Origin of the sequence: Nostoc sp., assembly GCF_036917755.1 — a bacterium.
In the GTDB taxonomy this organism is placed as follows: Bacteria; Cyanobacteriota; Cyanobacteriia; order Cyanobacteriales; family Nostocaceae; genus Nostoc.
This window is the reverse complement of sequence record NZ_JBALFC010000002.1, coordinates 1-19,650: the sequence shown is the minus strand read 5'-3', so window position 1 is coordinate 19,650 and position 19,650 is coordinate 1. Positions and strand designations below refer to the sequence as shown.

Annotated in this window: 15 protein-coding genes; 10 read left to right on the top strand and 5 right to left on the bottom strand. The window is 42.8% G+C overall.

Annotated features, from left to right (window positions below):
- Positions 1 to 22 precede the first annotated feature (22 nt).
- The 3 genes from V7L05_RS00900 to ligA all read left to right on the top strand — a co-directional run bounded on the left by V7L05_RS00900 (position 23) and on the right by ligA (position 4,563).
- Positions 23 to 1,390: an NAD(P)/FAD-dependent oxidoreductase gene (locus V7L05_RS00900; RefSeq protein ID WP_335160942.1), complete on the top strand. Its 1,368-nt coding sequence runs from the start codon at positions 23 to 25 to the stop codon at positions 1,388 to 1,390.
- Positions 1,391 to 1,856: 466 nt separating this feature from the next.
- Positions 1,857 to 2,261 (top strand): peptidoglycan-binding domain-containing protein, encoded by a 405-nt coding sequence (locus V7L05_RS00895; protein WP_335160939.1) that lies wholly within the window; start codon positions 1,857 to 1,859, stop codon positions 2,259 to 2,261.
- Positions 2,262 to 2,526: 265 nt separating this feature from the next.
- Complete coding sequence (gene ligA / locus V7L05_RS00890) at positions 2,527 to 4,563, top strand: NAD-dependent DNA ligase LigA (RefSeq protein WP_335160937.1); 2,037 nt, start codon at positions 2,527 to 2,529, stop codon at positions 4,561 to 4,563.
- Between the two features lie 956 nt (positions 4,564 to 5,519).
- Here the strand turns inward: ligA and V7L05_RS00885 are convergent.
- The 3 genes from V7L05_RS00885 to V7L05_RS00875 form a co-directional block, all read right to left on the bottom strand.
- Entirely contained in the window at positions 5,520 to 7,211 is a 1,692-nt protein-coding gene (locus V7L05_RS00885; protein WP_335160935.1) for an NAD-binding protein, read from the bottom strand.
- Positions 7,212 to 7,647: 436 nt separating this feature from the next.
- Positions 7,648 to 9,603: a WG repeat-containing protein gene (locus V7L05_RS00880; RefSeq protein ID WP_335160933.1), complete on the bottom strand. Its 1,956-nt coding sequence runs from the start codon at positions 9,601 to 9,603 to the stop codon at positions 7,648 to 7,650.
- 3 nt (positions 9,604 to 9,606) lie between these two features.
- Positions 9,607 to 10,368 carry an S-layer homology domain-containing protein gene (locus V7L05_RS00875; protein ID WP_335161107.1) on the bottom strand — a complete coding sequence of 254 codons (762 nt, stop codon included), beginning with the start codon at positions 10,366 to 10,368 and terminating at the stop codon, positions 9,607 to 9,609.
- A gap of 101 nt (positions 10,369 to 10,469) precedes the next feature.
- Here V7L05_RS00875 and V7L05_RS00870 point away from each other — a divergent pair, with 101 nt between their 5' ends.
- The 6 genes from V7L05_RS00870 (at position 10,470) to V7L05_RS00845 (ending at position 16,197) form a co-directional block, all read left to right on the top strand.
- Positions 10,470 to 11,570 carry a D-alanine--D-alanine ligase family protein gene (locus tag V7L05_RS00870; RefSeq protein WP_335160931.1) on the top strand — a complete coding sequence of 367 codons (1,101 nt, stop codon included), beginning with the start codon at positions 10,470 to 10,472 and terminating at the stop codon, positions 11,568 to 11,570.
- 201 nt (positions 11,571 to 11,771) lie between these two features.
- On the top strand, positions 11,772 to 12,422 hold the full coding sequence (locus V7L05_RS00865) for a hypothetical protein (protein ID WP_335160929.1): 651 nt from the start codon (positions 11,772 to 11,774) through the stop codon (positions 12,420 to 12,422).
- A 442-nt stretch (positions 12,423 to 12,864) separates the two neighbouring features.
- Positions 12,865 to 13,290 (top strand): hypothetical protein, encoded by a 426-nt coding sequence (locus tag V7L05_RS00860; protein ID WP_442937823.1) that lies wholly within the window; start codon positions 12,865 to 12,867, stop codon positions 13,288 to 13,290.
- A gap of 205 nt (positions 13,291 to 13,495) precedes the next feature.
- Positions 13,496 to 14,269, top strand: a complete 774-nt coding sequence (locus V7L05_RS00855; protein WP_335160927.1) for a hypothetical protein — start codon at positions 13,496 to 13,498, stop codon at positions 14,267 to 14,269.
- Between the two features lie 205 nt (positions 14,270 to 14,474).
- Positions 14,475 to 14,705, top strand: a complete 231-nt coding sequence (locus V7L05_RS00850; RefSeq protein ID WP_335160925.1) for a DUF6737 family protein — start codon at positions 14,475 to 14,477, stop codon at positions 14,703 to 14,705.
- Positions 14,706 to 15,183: 478 nt separating this feature from the next.
- Positions 15,184 to 16,197, top strand: a complete 1,014-nt coding sequence (locus V7L05_RS00845; protein ID WP_335161103.1) for a sensor domain-containing diguanylate cyclase — start codon at positions 15,184 to 15,186, stop codon at positions 16,195 to 16,197.
- Between the two features lie 385 nt (positions 16,198 to 16,582).
- On the opposite strand, the gene V7L05_RS00840 is transcribed toward V7L05_RS00845, so the two are convergent.
- A complete protein-coding gene (locus V7L05_RS00840; RefSeq protein WP_335160923.1) occupies positions 16,583 to 17,173 on the bottom strand; it encodes a thioredoxin family protein in 591 nt (196 codons plus the stop codon).
- Between the two features lie 421 nt (positions 17,174 to 17,594).
- Here V7L05_RS00840 and V7L05_RS00835 point away from each other — a divergent pair, with 421 nt between their 5' ends.
- Positions 17,595 to 19,376: a ShlB/FhaC/HecB family hemolysin secretion/activation protein gene (locus V7L05_RS00835; RefSeq protein ID WP_335160921.1), complete on the top strand. Its 1,782-nt coding sequence runs from the start codon at positions 17,595 to 17,597 to the stop codon at positions 19,374 to 19,376.
- A gap of 110 nt (positions 19,377 to 19,486) precedes the next feature.
- Here V7L05_RS00835 and V7L05_RS00830 read toward each other — a convergent pair whose 3' ends face one another.
- The gene (locus V7L05_RS00830; RefSeq protein ID WP_442937824.1) at positions 19,487 to 19,639 is read right to left on the bottom strand and encodes a hypothetical protein; all 153 of its coding nucleotides are present in this window, start codon (positions 19,637 to 19,639) and stop codon (positions 19,487 to 19,489) included.
- Between the last annotated feature and the right edge of the window lie 11 nt (positions 19,640 to 19,650).

The window sequence follows — 19,650 nt, the reverse complement described above, 5'->3', positions numbered from 1 at the left end:
CACAATATTTGAGAGAGATTTTATGAACAGCCCAGTTTATCAAACTGTGATTGTCGGTGGTGGCTTTACCGGGCTATTTACAGCCTTACACTTAGCGCACGAACATTATCCTCGCTCTGTAATCTTGATTGATAAAGACGAACGCTTTTGCTTTAAGCCGTTACTTTATGAATATTTCGATGGCGAGATGGATACCTTTCAAGTAGTACCACGTTTTTCGGAATTACTTCAAGGTAGTGGTGTCATCTTTGTTCAAGATACAGTGGAGTCGATAGACTTGCATCAAAAGGCAGTCAAATTAACTTCAGGAAACTCCTACAATTACAGCAACTTAGTATTAGCTTTGGGCAGCGTGACTGGCTATCATCAAGTTGAGGGAGCCAAAGAAAATGCCTTTCCTTTCTGGACGCAAGAAGATGCGATCGCTCTGGAGCGGCATTTACGCGATCGTTTACAACAAGCAGTGCAAACTGAAGATTTAGAACAACGCCAAAAACTGTTAACAGTAGTCGTAGTTGGTGGTGGTGCTTCTGGTGTAGAAATGGCAGCAACTTTAGCTGATTTCCTCCCACATTGGTATAGCGCTTTAGGAGGGAATCAGAGTGAAATTCGCGTGGTAATGCTCAATCACGGTAAACAAATCCTCAGTGGTGATATTAATGATCCATTACGTGAAATTGCCGAACGGGAATTGAAAAAACGCGCTGTGCCAATTGAAATACTCACGGAAGCAGAAGCCACTGCTATTCATCCAAACGCGATTGAATATAAGCGCAATCAGCAAATCGAGACATTAGCAACACACACTACAATCTGGACAGCTGGGACTTCCACCCATCCACTGATTAAAGATTTAGCAATTCCCAAAGAACATCGGGATCATAGCGATCGCCTCCTAGTTACTCCTACCATGCAATTGCTCGACTTTCCAGAAGTTTTTGCCGGTGGTGATTGTGTGGCAGTTCAGGATAATTCGCTACCACCGACAGCTCAAGTGGCTTATCAACAAGGAGCTAATATTGCCAGTAATTTGAAAGCATTAGCGTTGGGAGAAAACCCCAAACCTGCTAAGGTTAACATTCGTGGAACTCTCTTGAAATTGGGGATAAATGAGGCTGCTGCTAACTTATTCAATGTTTTTGAAGTTGCAGGCGAACCCGGACATTTAATTCGTCACGGCACTTATTTAACGCTATTGCCAACAGCAATTCATGATTTCAAAGCCACAACTGAATGGGTGGATGAGGAAATTTTTCATCACCACCTCGACCCTGAAGATGTAGGGAAAAAAGTGGTGCAAGCAGTGGAATTAGTTGGTGCTGGAGTTATGGGCGTTTTAGTTGCCAGAAAATTATTGAAAATGTTAGGTGATGAAGATAAAAGAGACTAGTACCGCTTTGCGTAATTCGTAATTCGTAATTCGTAATTCAAAAGGCTTTAATTTTAGGCTTTCTGGCTGTTTTGAATGGTAGGTTTATTTCCGCCGACCTGTAAATTAAATATAAAACCTCACCCTGCCTCCGGCTTCCCTCTCCGAACTCACGGAGAGGGATTGAGGGTGAGGTTTGATCTTATGTTTATTTCCGCCGCGCTGTACTAGTACCGTAAGGCGGAAGTCAAAAGTCAAAATTGCGACACAATTCTAAATGAATTAGTCATGCTTTCGTCACAATGTTGCCATAGCTCTGTCAATATAATGTGTGATCCTAAAGCTCTGGGTTAAAAGATAGGCTCACTCTATACAAAACCCACACACCAGAGTCTACCGAGAAGAATCGCTATAAGGCACTAAGCCTTATTAGGATGACTCTTCTAATCAAAATTTAATAATTCTCATAGTTAGAAGGAACAAAAAGATGAATTGGAAAGTACTTGCTTTGCTCCCTGCCTTGACTTTAGCTGCTGCTGTGCCTGCTTACTCTTTAACCAATAATAAAAGCCACAATCCGACTACTGCTTCCTACGTTGCTCAAAATACCCAGCCGGGCAACACCATGAAAAAGCCTAATGCTGTCCAAAAGGTTCATGCCAAGCACAGGTCTAATAGTACGGCAAACAATAGTAACGTACTGAGAGTAGGTAGCAGAGGAGAGGCAGTCAAAACTGCTCAGAATTCTTTAAAACAGCAAGGATTCTATACTGCAAACGTGAATGGTGTCTTTGATAACAACACACGTTCAGCCGTGATCAGATTTCAGAAGTCTAAAGGATTAAGAGCAGACGGAATAATTGGACACCGGACTTTGGCATCTCTGAAATAAATCAGCAGTCAGAATACAGAATTCAGAATTGGTGAATACTCTACCCATAAAGGGATAGAGTTTTAATCAGGAGGAATGTTTAATATTAGTTTCGCCTACACTTCGGCAGGCTCAGTGACCGCCAGGGGCGAAAGCGCGTAGCGAGATGAAGTACGGTTTTAACCAATATTCACACGCTCCAGATCAGCTAATGCTGCGCTATCATCCACTCGTACAGAATTCATCCTGAATTCTGGCTCCTGAGTTCTGAATTCTGATTATAAAAATGACCCCGATTAAGCCTGAAATAAAGCGTACAGAAGAGTTGCGCCAGTTATTGCAACAAGCCAGCTATGCTTATTACGTTTTAGATGCTCCAATCATGGAGGATGCAGTCTATGACCAACTATATCGAGAATTGCAACAACTGGAAATTCAATATCCAGAATTGACGACATTCGATAGTCCGACTCAGCGCGTAGGTGAGAGACCAGCGACGCAGTTTACCTCGGTGCGCCATAATATCCCCTTGTACAGTCTGGAGAATGCGTTTAATGTCGATGAGTTGCAAGGGTGGGATCAGCGTTGGCGGCGACAAGTAGCTAAAATAGACTCAGTGGAATATGTCACTGAACTCAAAATTGATGGTTCTGCTTTGGCTCTTACCTACCAAGATGGGATTCTAGTTAGAGGGACAACTAGGGGTGATGGAGTGACGGGTGAAGATATCACCCAAAATGTGCGGACAATTCGCTCAATTCCCTTGCGTTTGAATTTTGAAGGGTTAGAAATTCTGGAAAGGGTGGAAGTGCGAGGCGAGGCGTTTTTGCCTTTGGAAATATTTAAACAAATCAACGAGGAGAGGCAAAAAGCAGGTGAGCAATTATTTGCCAATCCCCGTAATGCCGCAGCTGGTACACTCAGACAACTAGACTCCCGCATTGTTGCTAAACGGCGCTTAGATTTCTTTGGCTACACTTTGCACATTCCTGGTAGAGATGACACCAGTATTGCCAATACCCAATGGGAAGCGTTGGAGTTGTTGAAAAAGATGGGTTTTCCAGTGAACCCCAACCACAAACTCTGTGCCTCGATCGCAGAAGTGGCAGAATATTATGAATACTGGGATACGGAACGGCTGAATTTACCCTACATGACTGATGGGGTAGTAGTAAAGCTGAATTCTTTTAAACTTCAGGAACAGCTAGGGTTTACGCAGAAATTCCCGCGCTGGGCGATCGCATTGAAGTACCCCGCCGAAGAAGCGCCTACCCGTGTAGAAAATATTGCCGTGAATGTGGGACGAACGGGGGCGTTAACGCCGTTAGCAGAAATGCGCCCGGTGCAACTGGCGGGAACAACAGTTTCCCGCGCGACTTTACATAATAGCGATCGCATTGCTCAATTAGACATCCGCATTGGCGATACTGTGATTGTCCGCAAAGCTGGGGAAATCATCCCAGAAGTGGTCAGGGTATTAAAAGAACTCCGTCCCACTGACACCGAACCCTTCCTTATGCCCACCCATTGCCCAGTTTGCGGTCAACCTGTGGTGCGAGAATCAGGTGAGGCGGTAACTCGGTGCGTCAATGCTTCCTGTGCAGCGATTCTTAAAGGTTCAATTGAACATTGGGTAAGTCGTGACGCCTTGGATATTAAAGGCATTGGGGAAAAGTTGGTGTATCAACTCGTTGATAAAGGTTTGGTACATTCCGTTGCCGATTTATATGAGTTGACAGCAGAGAAGTTATCTGCATTGGAAAGGATGGGGAAAAAGTCGGCAGAGAAATTGGTAGATGCGATCGCACAATCGAAAAACCAACCTTGGTCAAGGGTATTGTATGGCTTAGGCATCCGTCACGTTGGCAGTGTGAATGCCCAATTGTTGACTCAGAAATATTTCACTGTAGACCAGTTAGCTACAGCAAAGCAATCAGATATTGAAGGAATTTATGGTATCGGTGCTGAAATTGCCCAATCTGTTTATCAGTGGTTTCGGATTGATGCCAACCAAATGTTGATCGAACGCTTGCAAGCAGAAGGATTGCAATTAGCTGCCACAGAGGAAACAAAAACAGTTGGTGATGGTAATCAAAAGTTTGCAGGTAAAACTTTTGTAATTACCGGTACATTGCCAACCTTAAAGCGAGATGAGGTAAAGGCTTTGATTCAAAAAGCTGCGGGAAAAGTGACTGATTCAGTGAGTAAAAAAACAGATTATTTGGTAGTAGGAGAAGATGCCGGTTCTAAATTAGAAAAAGCGCTCTCCTTGGGAATTACGCAGTTAAGCGAGGCGCAATTTTTGGAGATGCTTGAAGATTGATAAAGAATAATTCAGGAGTCAGAATTCAGAAGTCAGAATTCAGGAGTCAGAATTCAGGAGTCAGAATTCAGAATCAATACTTCGGCAAGTCTTACAGTCAGCTTTGCCGAACTGCTCAGTAAGCATCAGTGGGGAATTCATATCATGTCCGAACCCCACCCCGCCAAAGCTGTGTTTTAGCTCCTCTAAGAGCCTGCTCTTAGGGGTTGGGGGTGGGGTTCTTTTATTATGGGTATGCTACTGGACATGATATCAGACCCGCACTTCTCTACGAGACGCTGCGCGTAGCTTGCTTCCCGAAGGGTACGGCAAAGTGAGACAGTCACAGATAGCGTAAATTAGCGAGTCGTACAGAATACCTTTCCTATATTCTGAACGGTAGTTGCTCCTTAATTCTGTTTTGATGAAGTATATTTTTCAATCTTACCCCGTATTTGGGTCAGCAAATATGGGGTAAGGTCACGACTGTATATGTTATAACTTTGTACGTATGATGTTTGGTGAAGCTCACATAACTTCAGGAGTACTTACAGTGAATCAGATACAACTGACTTTAACTATTGGTTATCTGTTAATGACATGCTATTTTTTAAGCAATTGGTTAATATTTTTCCTACGTCATCCTGTTTCCACTCCCGAAGATAAATTTTTATCGGTTGTGATGTTTTTGGTGACAACTATCTTCTGGCCTTTGATGATTCCGATGTCTTGTTTAGAAATAGTTCAAAAAAAGCAAATAGACTTTAGTAAAATGATTCCTGTTCTCTTAGCAATATTTGTATTTAGTATTTCATATTATTTGACCGAATAATATTATGTCCGTTTGATTACTTATTAAACCCGAAGAACCCCAAAGAGCCAAAGCTACGCTTCGTCTCCCCTAAAAGCTTGCGGGGAGGGGTTCTTATACCTCATTCAAGCGAGAACTGCGATCAGAGGTTGGCGCTGCGATCGCCTTAAGCGTCTGATTCGCAAACTCGCTCGTCTCGCCACAATTGATATAGCCGCGTCGCTGGCATGGTCATATATAAAACATCTCCAGTATCGAGGTTAGTTTCTAATAAATCCCAGCCGTGAAGGATTTCGTGGTTTTTTTCTACGTACAAAGGTACACATTCAGCAGACATGGCGACATCTTTCACCCACTTACCACAAAAGGCGTGTGAAGGTGTAATCACAGTTGCAAAAGCCACCCAAAGACTATCTGCTGTGATGCCATTGCCAAGGATGCGTCCCCCCAGTGCGGCAGCAGCAAAAGCTGGGGCTGCTAGTTCAGCCGAACTCAATACAGCCTCGAAGCCAAATAGCTGTTGCGCTATGCCAGCAAAATCGGGATCGGCATAATGAACAATCACCGGAATGCTGGGTGTCAAACCTTTGGCTTTGAGGGCAATTTCTAGATTGGTAGCATCATTGCTAGTAACAGCAAGGACTGCGGCGGCAGAATCTATATTGCTGGCTTTAAGTATTGTGCGGAAGCTGGCATCGCCCTGAATGACGGGAATACCGAGTTCGCGGGCGGTGTTAATATATTTGTTGTTAGAGTCGGGTTCAACTACTACAACTTCATATCCACTAGTGTGGAGTTGCTGGACAATTCTTAGCCCAATACCACTCAAGCCACAGACAATATAGTGCGATCGCTGGGGAATTCGGGCTGCATCCCAAAATTGCTTAAAGCGGCTTCCTAAGACAAAATCGGTGAGCATTGCATACCAAAGACCAATCACCACTGCTCCAACTAGCATCATCACAACAGTAAATAACTTAATACTGTTAGGAGCATTTTCTACTACTTTGTCATTACCACCGGCACCAGTAATCATGCCTACAGAAAAATATAAAGCATCGACAGCAGACACATTCAACTCAGCCGACATATAGGTGAGTGTAGCAATCCCAATAACCGCCAATAGTACAATTGCACCCACCACTACCGCTCGCCCATGTTGCTGAAACTGCCTCAGATTAGTTAGGACTTTCAGCAGTTTTTTAATTAATGATCTCCGAGGAGAACGGATGCGGGGTTGTGTACCAATAATTAAGCGATCGCCTACTTGTATTTCTTGTCCAGATATCACAGCTGACACCAAATCCATCTCACCTTCTGCTGGTAAGTAATAAATCAGCATCCGCGATCGATCTGACCACAATTCACTCAGTTTTCGACCCTTCCACAAGTGGTTTTCGTGAATGTATTCTTCGTGAATTGGCCAAGTTTGCTGAAATAATTTGATTTGTCCGATCGCTTGGCTTCCCAGTGCTGCAAAGGTGAATACGGGTGCTGCTAATCCCACAACACTCATACTCAAGTGGTCTGGCAAACTTTGATCTAGGCGCTCCCCCAAATTTGTATTATAAAAACGGTTGATAATCCGAATCTGGGGATTCAGTACCCGCGCTTGCATCATAATAGACAAATTCAGAGCATCTTTAGATCCAGCGATTACTAAAGTGTGTGCCTGTTGAATTCCGGCTGCTGTTAGGGTAGCAGCTGCTTGTAAATCGCCAACAATCACATCTGGTGCTGTTTCGCCAGGGATAGATTGATGATGAATACCAACAACGAAGGCTCCCTGATCTCTCAGCAAACGAAAGGTTTTATATCCGGTACGTCCTAAGCCACAAACAATAATTCGGGGTTTCATGAAACGGCAGCATCTTTTACAGGTAGGGCTGCATTTTTAGTTATTTATCAATATTGTTGCCCTTTTTCTTGGAATACAACTGTAGCTGATAACACGATTGTTTTAATTGGAGGCTGGAAGTAGACAAAGGATGATCAGCCCAGGCAATTTCTGAAAAAATGTATTAGAAAATACGGTTTTTTAGATAACAATTAGCTGTAGCGATCGGGCGAATAGAATAGAGCCTCCGGCACGCTGACGCGCTAAGCGAAGCTATGCCGAAGGCTTTACGCTACTACACAAAACTTAGAAGACGCGATAAATCGCGTTTCTACATGAGGGTTTTGGGCTTATCTGAACTGTATTGCTTTTTAACCCACGGAGGTGGGTTTTGTCTATTTAGCCGCGACTTCCAGTCGCCCAGGCTAGTAATAAATTAGACTTTACAAACATCCTTTTAGGGTTTGCAAATGTATCCCCATTTACCTCCCATAAAATATGCTTTCCCTTGTTCCTTATCTTGTTTTAATTCTCCACCAACATTAACTAATGCTATGCCTTCAGAAAAAGGTTTAGCAAAATCTAAATCTGGTGGAATTACAAACTCACCAAACTGATTAATATACCCCCATTTACCTCCCATTTGAGCAGGAGCTAATCCTTCTGAAAAAATATCAGCCTCATCAAATTGTGGCTCGATAATAAGATTTCCTTCTTTATTTATATAGCCAAATTTATTCGCAAGTTTAACTAATGCCAAACCTCCAGAAAAAATTGCAGCATCATCAAACTCAAATTTAATTTTAGTTTGACCCATTTTATCAATACATCCCCATTTATTAGCTATTTCTACGGCGGCTAAGTCTTCAGCAAATGATTTAGCATCGTCGAATTGAGCAGGAATCATGATTTTGCTTTTTTTATCAATATACCCCCACTTATCAGCTATTTTTACGGCTGCCATACCTGACGAAAATGATTTAGCATCATCAAATTGGAAGGCAATTATCAATTTTGCAGTTTTATCGATGTAGCCATATTTATTATTAATTTTTACCAGAGCTAATCCTTCTGAAAAAGGTTCAGCAGTATCAAACTGAAGGCGGGCGATCAGTTTACCTGTTTTATCGATGTAACCCCATTTATAACCCATTTTGACGGCTGCCATCCCTTCAGAAAATGGCTCAACCCAATCAAATTGTGCCTTGATGCTAATTTCCTGTGATGTATTTATGTAAGTAAAATTACCATTGGTTCGTCGATGAGTAAAGCCATATTTTTTAATTTCTTTCTGTTCAAATCTTCCAGCAGGTGTAGAGTAAATTCCTGATTTAAGAGTATTAGCTAAAGCATTATTATCTTCTCGCAAAGCTTCATAGAAAAATAACACTTCCCCTTGAAGACCAACAGACCGATTATAGTTTATTGCCTGGACTAAATGTTCTGGATTAATCCGATATGTATCTTTTTTTAAAAGAACACCAGGAATTAAGTGTGGCAATTGTTGTTTGGCAAATTGATTAGCTAGGAGCCTATCTAAATCTTTTTTATAAAGTTCAAATTCTTTGTAATATAACTGTGGATGAATTAAATCGACTAATCCCTGATCAACCCAAGTTTGAGAATCTTGTAGGTAGTTGTCGTAACCCCAAGGATAAATAGTAGGAGACATGGAAATAATTAATTCAGGGTTGATATTGATTATTTGCCGATAGAAGCGGTTTAAAAAATTGGAAATAATATCAGCCCGCCACCGTGCCCATTGTTTCCATTGTGGATTCTGCCATTGTGGATCTGGTCGATCTGGTGGATCTTGAGGATTTCTTCTCTCTGGCGGTTTTGGTGGTTGTTGATTAAACTCGTCCTGATAGCGTTTAAGAGTTTTGTCATCATAACCACCTTCCATTGGTAAAGCGAGAAAGTGATCATCTCCTTGAATGCCGGCAACTTCATACTTTGTTACGACTTCTAAGAATAAACTTAATACAAAGTCTTGCACTTCGCTATCAAGAGAATTTAGCCAATAATAACCATTGAGACTAAGGTTTGTCCGAGCATAATCAATGGCTGGCCATTTTGGTTTATCCTCAATGATTTTGCCACCCTTTTCTCCATAAGAACTCATAAATCCATATTCAAACCAAGGGATAACCGCAATATCAACTTTTTTGGCTTCTTCAATTAATTCTTTTAAAGGATCTCTATCTTGAAATTGCTTACCTGGTTTTATTTCTATGCCAAATTTTTCTTTCATTACTTGGCTACGATAGTTAGTTGAGCCATTATTCCAAACAACAGGAAATACTACGTTAAATCCTGTTTCAGCGAGAAAGTTCATCGCCTCAGCAATATTTTGTCTGGAGTTCAAAACTTGGCTAGCTGTTGTAGTGATCCAAATACCACGAATTTCCATAAATTATGTAGGGCTTGATTTATTTATATTTTCTTTTACTAATATCAATCCTTCTGAAAAAGGATGAGCTTCATCAAATTGTGGCGGAATCAAAAACTTTCCGGTTTTGTCGATATAGCCCCACTGATCACCTTTTTGCACCCGTGCGAATCCTTCCCGAAAATCATCAGCAGCATCAAATTGTGGGGTAATTACGAACAGTTCTAGACCAGCAATATACTTGGAAGATACCGTAGGAATTTCCAGAACTCGACAAATAAATGCTGCTATTTCGCCTCTTGTAGCGTTTTGATTTGGCTGCAAACTTTTGATATCTGGGTAGTTAACAATAATCCGCTTTTCGGTTGCGGCGGCGATCGCACTCGTCGCATAACTGGGAATTTGCCCAAAATCACTATAATACTTTTTCAAAGTCGTTATCGGATCTGCTGTAACGCCATAATTTAACCCGGAAGCTAAAGCAGCTATTGCTTGCACACGCAGGATTAGTTCATTGGGTTTGAAAAGAGAATTGGGATAGCCAGAGAGATATTTTATCTGATATGCTTGAGCGATCGCTTTAGCGGCCCAGTGATTGGCGGGTACATCTGTAAAGGTTATTGCAGGACGAGATAATGTCTGTTTCGGTAAAGCTACGAAAATAATCGCCGCAAATTCAGCACGAGTCACAGGTGCATTGGGACGAAAAGTCCCGTCTACATAACCTTTGAATATATTTAGCTTGGCTGCTGCGAGAATAGATGCTTTTGCCCAATGGCTCTGAATATCTGAAAAAATTTTGACACCTCAATTTGATAAAAGAAAAACATGGCAACTTTTGTAGGTTATGATACGCTATCTGCTTGAAGAGTGTCGAGGAACCGAAAATGACTAAGCTGCGCGTGGGGTTATTGTTTGGCGGTCGTTCGGGAGAACATGAAGTTTCGATCAACTCAGCACGGGCGATTGCTAAAGCCTTGAGTGCAGAGGAAAATGCTAATAAGTACGAAATACTGCCTTTTTATATCCAAAAAGATGGACGCTGGCTAGCCGGAGAAGCACCCGAAAAGGTTTTAGCAACCGGCAGTCCGCTACTGGAATCTGAAGAATCAACATCTGTTGGACATCTGACATCCAACCCTCAAGCCCAAACCCTGAGTAAGTGGCAATCTCCCTCTCAAGTTGCCCAAGTGGATGTTTGGTTTCCGATTCTCCATGGCCCCAACGGTGAAGACGGGACAATTCAAGGGTTACTAACTTTGATGCAAGTCCCCTTTGTGGGTTCTGGGGTGTTAGGTTCGGCAATGGGGATGGATAAAATTGCCATGAAAATGGCCTTTGAGCAAGCCGGACTACCACAGGTAAAATATCAGGCGATCACTAGAGCGCAGGTTTGGTCTAATCCTTGCGTATTTCCGAAACTCTGTGATCAAATTGAGGCAGCATTAGGTTATCCGGCTTTTGTCAAGCCTGCTAATTTGGGTTCATCAGTGGGTATTGCCAAAGTGCGATCGCGTCCAGAATTGGAAGCCGCTTTAGATAATGCTGCCAGTTATGACCGCCGACTAGTTGTAGAAGCTGGTGTCGTCGCCAGGGAAGTCGAGTGTGCCGTTTTAGGTAATGATCAACCCCAAGCCTCTGTCATTGGAGAGATTACTTATGACAGCGATTTTTATGATTATGAAACTAAATATACTGATGGACTGGCAGATTTACTGATACCTGCACCAATTCCAGATGCGATCGCCCGGCAAATTCAAGATATGGCTTTGCAAGCTTTTGCAGCTGTTGACGCTGCGGGGTTGGCAAGGGTAGATTTTTTCTATGTGGAAGCAACACAAGAAGTTTTGATTAACGAAATCAATACCTTACCAGGCTTTACTGCAACGAGTATGTATCCCCAACTCTGGGCGCATAGTGGAGTCTCCTTTCCAGAATTAGTTGATCGGTTAATTCAACTGGCTGTTGAAAGACATTCTCCTAGCTGATGCAGAAAATAAGCGAACTGATTTCAAATTTTTACGGTAAAAAGTCATCGGAAATACAGAATTTTGGGAAAAGTTAGCCAGATTTGGTAGCGTATATTTTACAAAAAAGCTACTAAAATCTGAACTTTTTTTACGGATACCTGATGCTTGACTCCTCCAGTACAATTTATTGACTAGAGGGGTACAAATCTGAAAGTAATCATGGAAAAAAGTCAGAGTGTACAGCGCGAGCCAACCCAACTAAGACGGGCTACTCCAGAGCTGACAAACAGGAAATCGAGACTAAGAAAAAGCTCGAATGTTCTGATATATTTGGTTGCACATCATCCTTGGCTATTGTTAACTGGATTTTTAGCCATGTTTATGGCAGGTGGTGCCTTTGCCCTGTATAGCTTAGGTAACGCTGGCCCGGTAGCACAAGAAGAACCAGAAAAAATCCCAGTTATAGTTGAAGAACCAATTAATGCGCCCTCTGAGAACACTAATCCTACACCTTTATGGATGGTGGCTGCGATCGCCCTCAGTTGTGGTAGTGGTTGCTTGATCATTTTCCGAATGCTCAAGTGGATGAAGCAGCCACAAAAAGTTCAAAAACAGATTAACCGCCATCAGGTACGCTTGGCACAGAGCAATTACCAAAAATTGGAGCCACAGCTTCCCAAGAACCAGCCAATTTTTGTGCCACAGCAACAACTCATGCCCCTTATGCAGATGCAACCAAAAACAAAACATCTGGTGACGGTTCTACCAGCAGAACACAAGCATCACTTGGATAAGCGCACAGAACCTTTAGCAGAATTGATGGATCTTCGTAAAGATAGTTCATTATCTGCACTTTTACGCCAGTATTAAAAATACTGTAAAGCAAAAACCTGTCAAAATAATACTTTTTGCAAATTAGGGCACGGTTCTACCGTGCCTTTACTAGTATCTAGAGGATATATAGCTGTTTAAACAGATTTATGTTTTGGCCTCTAATACCGTTAATAATGATACAAATACGTTGTTAGGGAACATTGCTCATTGGTGTCAACTTAACGTTAAAAGGGCGGTTAGAAACCGCGTCTACACGAGGTTTTACCCACCTCCGTGGGTTAAGAATCCTTGATTTTCTCTTAGTCCACGGAGGTGGACGAGAGTTTGTGTAGCCGCGTAAAGCCTTCGGCATAGCTTCGCTTAGCGCGTCAGCGTGCCGGAGGCTCTATTCTATTCGCCCTGGCTCTAAGTTGACGCTTGTCCCGATATAACCCAACAGCAATCAGAGAATTAACAAAAGTCCAATAATTAATGACGAATGATTAGAGTTAATAACATAATACGGTTAGTTTTGACAGCAATATTGCTGGTGTTAGTAACAGCTTGTGGCAATATTGGACTGCTACCGACTAGCGAGTTAGTGCAAAAAGCGATCGCACTTGGGCTAGAGCAAACTCAACAAAAACTTAGCCAACAGTTGGATCTAGATTTTCAAGGATTTGAAATCAAGCGGCTATCAATTACCCAGGAACAACCCCTGACGATTGAAAATTTACCAGCTTTCCGCGTTCGGGGAACCTACGACTTGATTGTTAAACTACCAAAACGGCGCTTGACGCAACCACAAAAAACCTTTGACGTTTACCTGCAAATTCAGCAAGAAGGTAAAACTTGGCGATCGCTAATTCCAGAAAAGGGTAGTAAAAATACTCAATCAATTTGGCGTAGCTATCTCATCCAATAGCTAGTATGTGCAACTAGAAAAACCATCACAATCATGTTTGTTGCTACTTTCCACAAAAGGGTAGCAAAGATACTCAACCTAATTGGCGTAACTATCTCATCGAAAAGCTGGTGTGTACAATTAGAAAAACCATCACAATCATTTACGTATAACTGCTGGAGTACAGTCATGATCGAGGTGATAGTTTCACCGGAGACAGGGCAAGATGTATATTAACTTTTTCATCAGTTCCATTGCTGGAATTGTGGTTGTGGTGCTGGCGGCTTTTGGCTTACTGCAATGGTTGCACATCCCTGCTGGTAATTTTCTTGACTGGGTAATAGGTGGTGCCAGTTTTTGGTGGCTGTTGGTAATTGTTACCGTACCGTGGAATGTGCATTTTCAAGCCAAAGAAGTCTTAGCAGAAGCAGCACAATCAACTGAAAAAGGAATTCCAGTTGATCAGAAACAAGTGAAGTATGTCACACTTTTAGCAAAGCGATCGCTCTGGGTTGCCATTGCTTTACACTTATTTTCAACCGTTGGTCTTTATACTCTTGCTGCCACTGGTATTAGTACAGTTGGGTATATAAGTTCTGGTGCAGCTTTGTTATTAACAATTCTGCGTCCAGCGATTCGAGCTTATGAGTATTTATATGCCCGGTTAGCGATGATTCGCCAAGAATGGAAGTATCCCCGCGAAGATATTTTTGAACTGCGCGATCGCTTCTCGATATTGGAACAAAAAATTCAGTCATTAGAAGATCAACTTAACCCTGAACAATCCTATTCATTACCCGCAACTCAACAACGCTTTGCTGAAGAGACTCGTAGAGATTTAGCTCGAATTTCGGCTAACTTGGAAGAATTACGGGCGACAAATCAAACTGAACATGAGCGTTTGGGGAGAGAAGCCAGAAATGCGATCGCGCAACTTTCAACTGACGGACAATTTCTCGATCATGTCCGCGAAATTATTCGATTTTTTAAGACCGCTTAAAGAAGTCGGAAGTCGGAAGTCGGAAGTACAGTTTTGTAACGGGGATTTAGCGCTGCATTGCGATCTTGGGGTCTCCCCTCTTGTGCAACTTTGTAAGACAGAACAAGACTTACATACTTGCGGCTTAATTGTTGCCGGGGACTTAAACCCACCGAATTTGTTAATTGTTGCTTTAATAGCTATAAGGAAAATTTGGAGTTGATCAATGTCTGAACAAAAGCCCGTAAGTCCGTGGAATTACAAACCTTGGTGGTGTCAGCCCTGGTCTATAGTTCTCACAGGTGTAACACTGATTGGTGGTAGCTGGTTACTATTTAAAACTATCTGGCTAACAGTTCTCGTCTCTATCCCTCTAGTGACGTGGATGGGATTTTTTGTGTTATTTTGGCCGCAACTAATGATTCGTAGTGGAATTTTGGAATCATATAAAGACTAATTCGAGCCTGATCTGATACTGTAAATTGCTCCCGGTAGAGAAAATTATCCCACCGTGTTAATAGATTTAGGTGCTGCCATCGCTCAAGCAGATGGTCACACAATTTGGGATTTTAGATTGAAAAGAGCAATCATGTCAAGTTGTGACGAAGAACTCTGGCAGTATAATAAGCTTTGATAATTTTTCGCATATACTGATCATTTCCAAGCTGACTTTGGGCAAAAGAACTTGTAAGTATCTATATACTCAGCGAATTTTGTACAGTGAAAGTTAGGGTGATATGAGCAACAGAGCAAACCAAAGGCATGAACAACATCATGCAATACAATATTTCTACATATTCAAGCGAATATTAATTTTTATTGCAGAGATGTTTAGATCACGTAGCCTTGATGCTATTAGAGCAATCCGGTGTTTGTTGCAAAATTTCCAGCATACTAGACTTTCCTGGCTAAGGCTGAGACACTCATCTGTGAAAATGCAAGCTGTTCCTCTACCTGAAAATGAAGCAGAAAGGCTCAAAGCATTGGCGGACTATAATATTCTGGATACTCTACCGGAACAGGCATTTGATGACCTAATTGCTCTGGCTGCCTACATTTGTAAGACTCCAATTGCTTTAATTAGCTTAGTAGATAGCGATCGCCAATGGTTTAAATCTCAGGTTGGACTAGAAGCTAAGGAAACACCCAGAGAGTTGAGTTTTTGTGCCCATGCCATTCTTCAACCAGATGATATATTAGTGGTTCCCAACGCGCTCAAGGACGATCGCTTTCATAACAATCCCCTAGTCAAAGGTAATCCCAATATTCGTTTTTATGCTGGTGCCCCACTAGTTACACCCAATGGTTTTGCCATCGGAACGTTGTGTGTGATTGATACCATTCCTCGTTTCCTAAGTTACCAGCAGTTGGATGCACTCCGCCGCTTAACTCGGCAGGTGATCGCTCAGATGGAACTGATTGAGGAAGTTCGCAACCGCAAACAAGCAGAGATGGAAGGAAGACAGTTGTCGCTGACAGATGAACTAACAGGTTTGCATAACCGACGTGGGTTCTTTTTGTTGGCTGAACAACAGTTAAAAATTGCTCACTGCATGAAAGTTTTTTGCTGGGTGATCTTCATTGATTTAGATGGGCTAAAACTGATTAACGACACCCTTGGTCACGACATGGGAGATGCTTTGATTGTTGATGCTGCTCAATTACTCAAGCAAAGTTTTCCGAACTCAGATATTGTTGCTCGCTTAGGTGGAGACGAGTTCATTGTTTTCATCTCCAGCTACTTTCAGGACGCTGATAGCATCCAAGCGTGTCTGCAAGCAAATATCGCCAACTTTAATCAACAGCAAAACCGTAGTTATGAACTCTCGATGAGTATAGGGATAGAGCGTTACTCACCAGAAAGCAATATGTCACTAGAAGAACTAATCGCCAGGTCTGACGAATTAATGTACGCTCATAAGCATCTCAAGCGACAATCTATTGGATGAAGAGGGCGGGAAAACTCTTAACCAATTCAAAATTCAAAATTCAAAATTCAAACATTTTAGACATTTTCAGACGAAGCGAAAAGTGTGCAGAAGAGGAGGTTTCCCCCATGAACACCTTTTCAAGAGAGAGAAGTGCCTTGCGGGGGTGGAGGAGTTTGTGGCAACTTCGGGGGATTTAAACCCCGACTGAAACTGGCGCTAACTGTATTGTTGGGGTCTTAAACCCTTTGATTTACGGTAAAATATTGTGCAGATGTTGTACAGCTAAAGGTGCGCCGCAGCTACGCCCGCACTTCGACCTTTCGACAAGCTCAGGGCAGGCAAGCTCAGTGACCATCGTAGACATCGCTCTTTTTCTGCTCTCGTACACCATACCTCCAAAGTGCTAATTTACCACTTGGGTGCCATGACTGCGGGGATCATCTTGACTAGCTGTTGGTGCTACTGGGGCTGAAAATTTGGAAACTTTCCCGCTAGCTTGAGCGTAGGGGAGAGAGGAACCAGTAACCAAAGCTTCTAAGTTGCTAGCCATAATCGTCCGGGGTTGATCGCCGATCGCTTGGGCTATGGTTTCCCCCTGTTGGCTCAAAAATACAAAGTGGGGAATCCCATCCACCCGATATTTCAGCATTTCTGGTAGCCACTTAATATTATCCACATTTAGCATGACAAAATTCATCTTGTCAGCATACTCTGTTTCCAGTTGGGTGATATCTGGTGCCATTTTCTGACAGACAGTACACCAGTCAGCATAAAATTCCACTAGAGATGGTTTGCCGTTGCTGACGGCTACTTCTAAGGGTGTGGACGCATCACTTAATTTGGCAAGGGAAGCGGAGGTTGTTTCAGTTCGCAATCCTAAGAAGAGGGCAACGCTAAGAGCGATCGCTACCATTACAATTAAAAAGTTTCTCAAACGCTTCCCGAATGTAGATTCAGACTTATCAGCAGAATTAACAGGTGAATCAGTACTCATAACGGCATTATTAAAACTTATCGAACAGAATTCAGGAGTCAGGAGTCAGAATTCAGAATTCAGAATGAATTTTGACCGAAAAAGCGGATGAATAACCTCTTTTTAGACACCCCACTAAATCGTAGATTTAGTGGTCAACTTTCGTAGTGGCGGGTCTCAATCCCCGACTGAAAGATTGGTGAATTCTGAATTCTGGATTCTGTATTCCTCTTCAGTTTAGCTAGCGATCGCCACTTAAAACTTAAATGAGAGAGAAAAAAAGCTAGTCTGTAACATACTCTATACTTATCTCTTCTAAAAAAGAGAGTAATATTACTGATTTTTTCCCGAAAAATTTAAGTTAGATATGGTACTTCCTACGTATTTACTTATACTTTCCAAGTATGAAGTATTCAATCTGTAATTTCTTAAATTACAAATAATGATTAGAAAAACCTTGGTTAGAAATCAGCCAGAGATCGGCAAGTTCGTGGGCAAACTGAGGATTTTTACTGGATTTATAACACTCAGCTTTGTGACAGTAGTAGTATTGTGCAACTATCAGGATGCGCTCGCCCAAACTCCTAATCCTCAAATGTTACCACCTGGTCGATTAGAAGAGATTCCTGTCACTCCCTTACCTTCAGATGTATTGCCGAAGCTACCAGACAAGAATCAATTGCTTCCATCCCCAAAAGTACCGAATCAGCCAATTCCGGGACAGGATGACCCTAATGCTAGATTTCGGGTTGATCGCATTGAAGTCGTTGGTAGTACAGTTTTCAAACCAGAACAGTTTGCCACTGTTACCGCTCCCTTTGTGGGACGGGAACTGACGTTTGCAGAGTTGTTGCAAGTTAGAGATGCGATCACGAAGCTTTACGCCGATCGCGGCTATGTAACCACGGGGGCGTTGATTATACCGCAGACACTAGAAGCCGGGGTGATCAAAATTCAGGTGATCGAGGGTAGTGTACAAGAAATCAAGATTATCGGTAATCGGCGATTGAGCAGTAAATATATTCGCGATCGCATCCAACTTGGTGCTGGCAAACCCTTAAATGTACCCCGCTTACTGGAAAAGCTGCAACTACTCCGTCTCGATCCGCGAATTCAAAACCTGTCAGCCGAGTTGCAAACAGGCGTCCGTCCGGGAACCAATATATTGCTAGTCGAGGTTGAAGAAGCAAATACCTTCAAGGCGACAGCAACCCTGGATAATGGGCGATCGCCGAGTGTCGGCAGTTTTCGCCGGGGAGTGGATCTGCAAGAAGCCAATTTACTGGGCTTGGGCGATACCTTGAGCGTGGGATACGCCAATACTGATGGCAGTAATACGCTCAATGCCAATTACACGCTGCCAATTAATGCCCACAATGGCACTGTATTTTTTGGTTTTAACCAGGGATGGAACCACGTTATTGAAAAGCCATTCAACGTCCTTGATATTCAGTCAAATACCCAGTATTACGAATTAGGCTATCGGCAACCACTGGTGCAAAAACCAACCCAAGAGTTGGCGATCGGGCTGTCATTCACGCGCCAGTCAAGCCAAACTGAGTTGGGTCTTGATAACATTGGGCCGTTTAAACTCTCTCCCGGTGCAGATGCGAACGGAAAAACCAATATTTCGGCTCTGCGCTTTTTTCAAGAATATACCCAGCGAAGCAACCAATATGTATTTGCGGCGCGATCGCAATTGAGCTTTGGCGTAGATTGGTTCGATGCTAATGTCAGCAATACTGAACCAGATAGTCGCTTTTTTGCGTGGCGCGGACAGGCGCAGTGGGTGCGGCAATTAGCACCCGACACTCTATTTTTAGTCAGGGGCGATTTGCAATTAGCGGCAGATTCCTTAGTGCCTTTGGAACAATTTGGTCTGGGTGGACAGCTAAGTGTACGCGGCTATCGCCAAGACGCATTACTCACAGATAATGGTCTGTTATTTTCGGCAGAACTTCGAGTACCCATTGTCCGCGCTGCCAAGATTGGCGGAGTGCTGCAAGTGACGCCCTTTATTGAAGTTGGCAAAGGCTGGAATGTCAAGGGCGAAAATCCATCACCTAGTACGCTTCTTAGTACTGGGTTGGGGCTGTTGTGGAAACAGGGTGATGACTTCTTGGTTCGCCTAGATTGGGGCATTCCCCTGATCTCAGTGGAGGGTGAAAGGCGATCGCTCCAAGAAAATGGGCTGTACTTTTCGGTGCGCTATTCGCCGTTTTGAGCGAGGCGATAGATTTAACGTGAGTTCGACGAACTACAAAAAAGCAAAAGGAAGAGACGGTAAGTGTTTGGGACAGATATTTAAGTGAGGGTTTTGTCAATAGGGTTCGATTAAGGTACACGTCCCATATTTGCTACTTCGGCGACTCCATTTGCTACTTCGGCGACTCCATTTGCTATTTCGGCGACTCCATTTGCTATTTCGGCGACTCCATTTGCTATTTCGGCGACTCCATTTGCTATTTCGGCGACTCCATTTGCTATTTCGGCGACTC

Excerpts from the sequence above, each read along its gene's own strand:
- V7L05_RS00900 (WP_335160942.1), top strand. The coding sequence starts at position 23 with ATGAACAGCCCAGTTTATCAAACTGTGATTGTCGGTGGTGGCTTTACC.
- V7L05_RS00895 (WP_335160939.1), top strand. The coding sequence starts at position 1,857 with ATGAATTGGAAAGTACTTGCTTTGCTCCCTGCCTTGACTTTAGCTGCT.
- ligA (WP_335160937.1), top strand. The coding sequence starts at position 2,527 with ATGACCCCGATTAAGCCTGAAATAAAGCGTACAGAAGAGTTGCGCCAG.
- V7L05_RS00885 (WP_335160935.1), bottom strand. The coding sequence starts at position 7,211 with ATGAAACCCCGAATTATTGTTTGTGGCTTAGGACGTACCGGATATAAA.
- V7L05_RS00880 (WP_335160933.1), bottom strand. The coding sequence starts at position 9,603 with ATGGAAATTCGTGGTATTTGGATCACTACAACAGCTAGCCAAGTTTTG.
- V7L05_RS00870 (WP_335160931.1), top strand. The coding sequence starts at position 10,470 with ATGACTAAGCTGCGCGTGGGGTTATTGTTTGGCGGTCGTTCGGGAGAA.
- V7L05_RS00865 (WP_335160929.1), top strand. The coding sequence starts at position 11,772 with ATGGAAAAAAGTCAGAGTGTACAGCGCGAGCCAACCCAACTAAGACGG.
- V7L05_RS00860 (WP_442937823.1), top strand. The coding sequence starts at position 12,865 with ATGATTAGAGTTAATAACATAATACGGTTAGTTTTGACAGCAATATTG.
- V7L05_RS00855 (WP_335160927.1), top strand. The coding sequence starts at position 13,496 with ATGTATATTAACTTTTTCATCAGTTCCATTGCTGGAATTGTGGTTGTG.
- V7L05_RS00850 (WP_335160925.1), top strand. The coding sequence starts at position 14,475 with ATGTCTGAACAAAAGCCCGTAAGTCCGTGGAATTACAAACCTTGGTGG.
- V7L05_RS00845 (WP_335161103.1), top strand. The coding sequence starts at position 15,184 with ATGCAAGCTGTTCCTCTACCTGAAAATGAAGCAGAAAGGCTCAAAGCA.
- V7L05_RS00840 (WP_335160923.1), bottom strand. The coding sequence starts at position 17,173 with ATGAGTACTGATTCACCTGTTAATTCTGCTGATAAGTCTGAATCTACA.
- V7L05_RS00835 (WP_335160921.1), top strand. The coding sequence starts at position 17,595 with ATGATTAGAAAAACCTTGGTTAGAAATCAGCCAGAGATCGGCAAGTTC.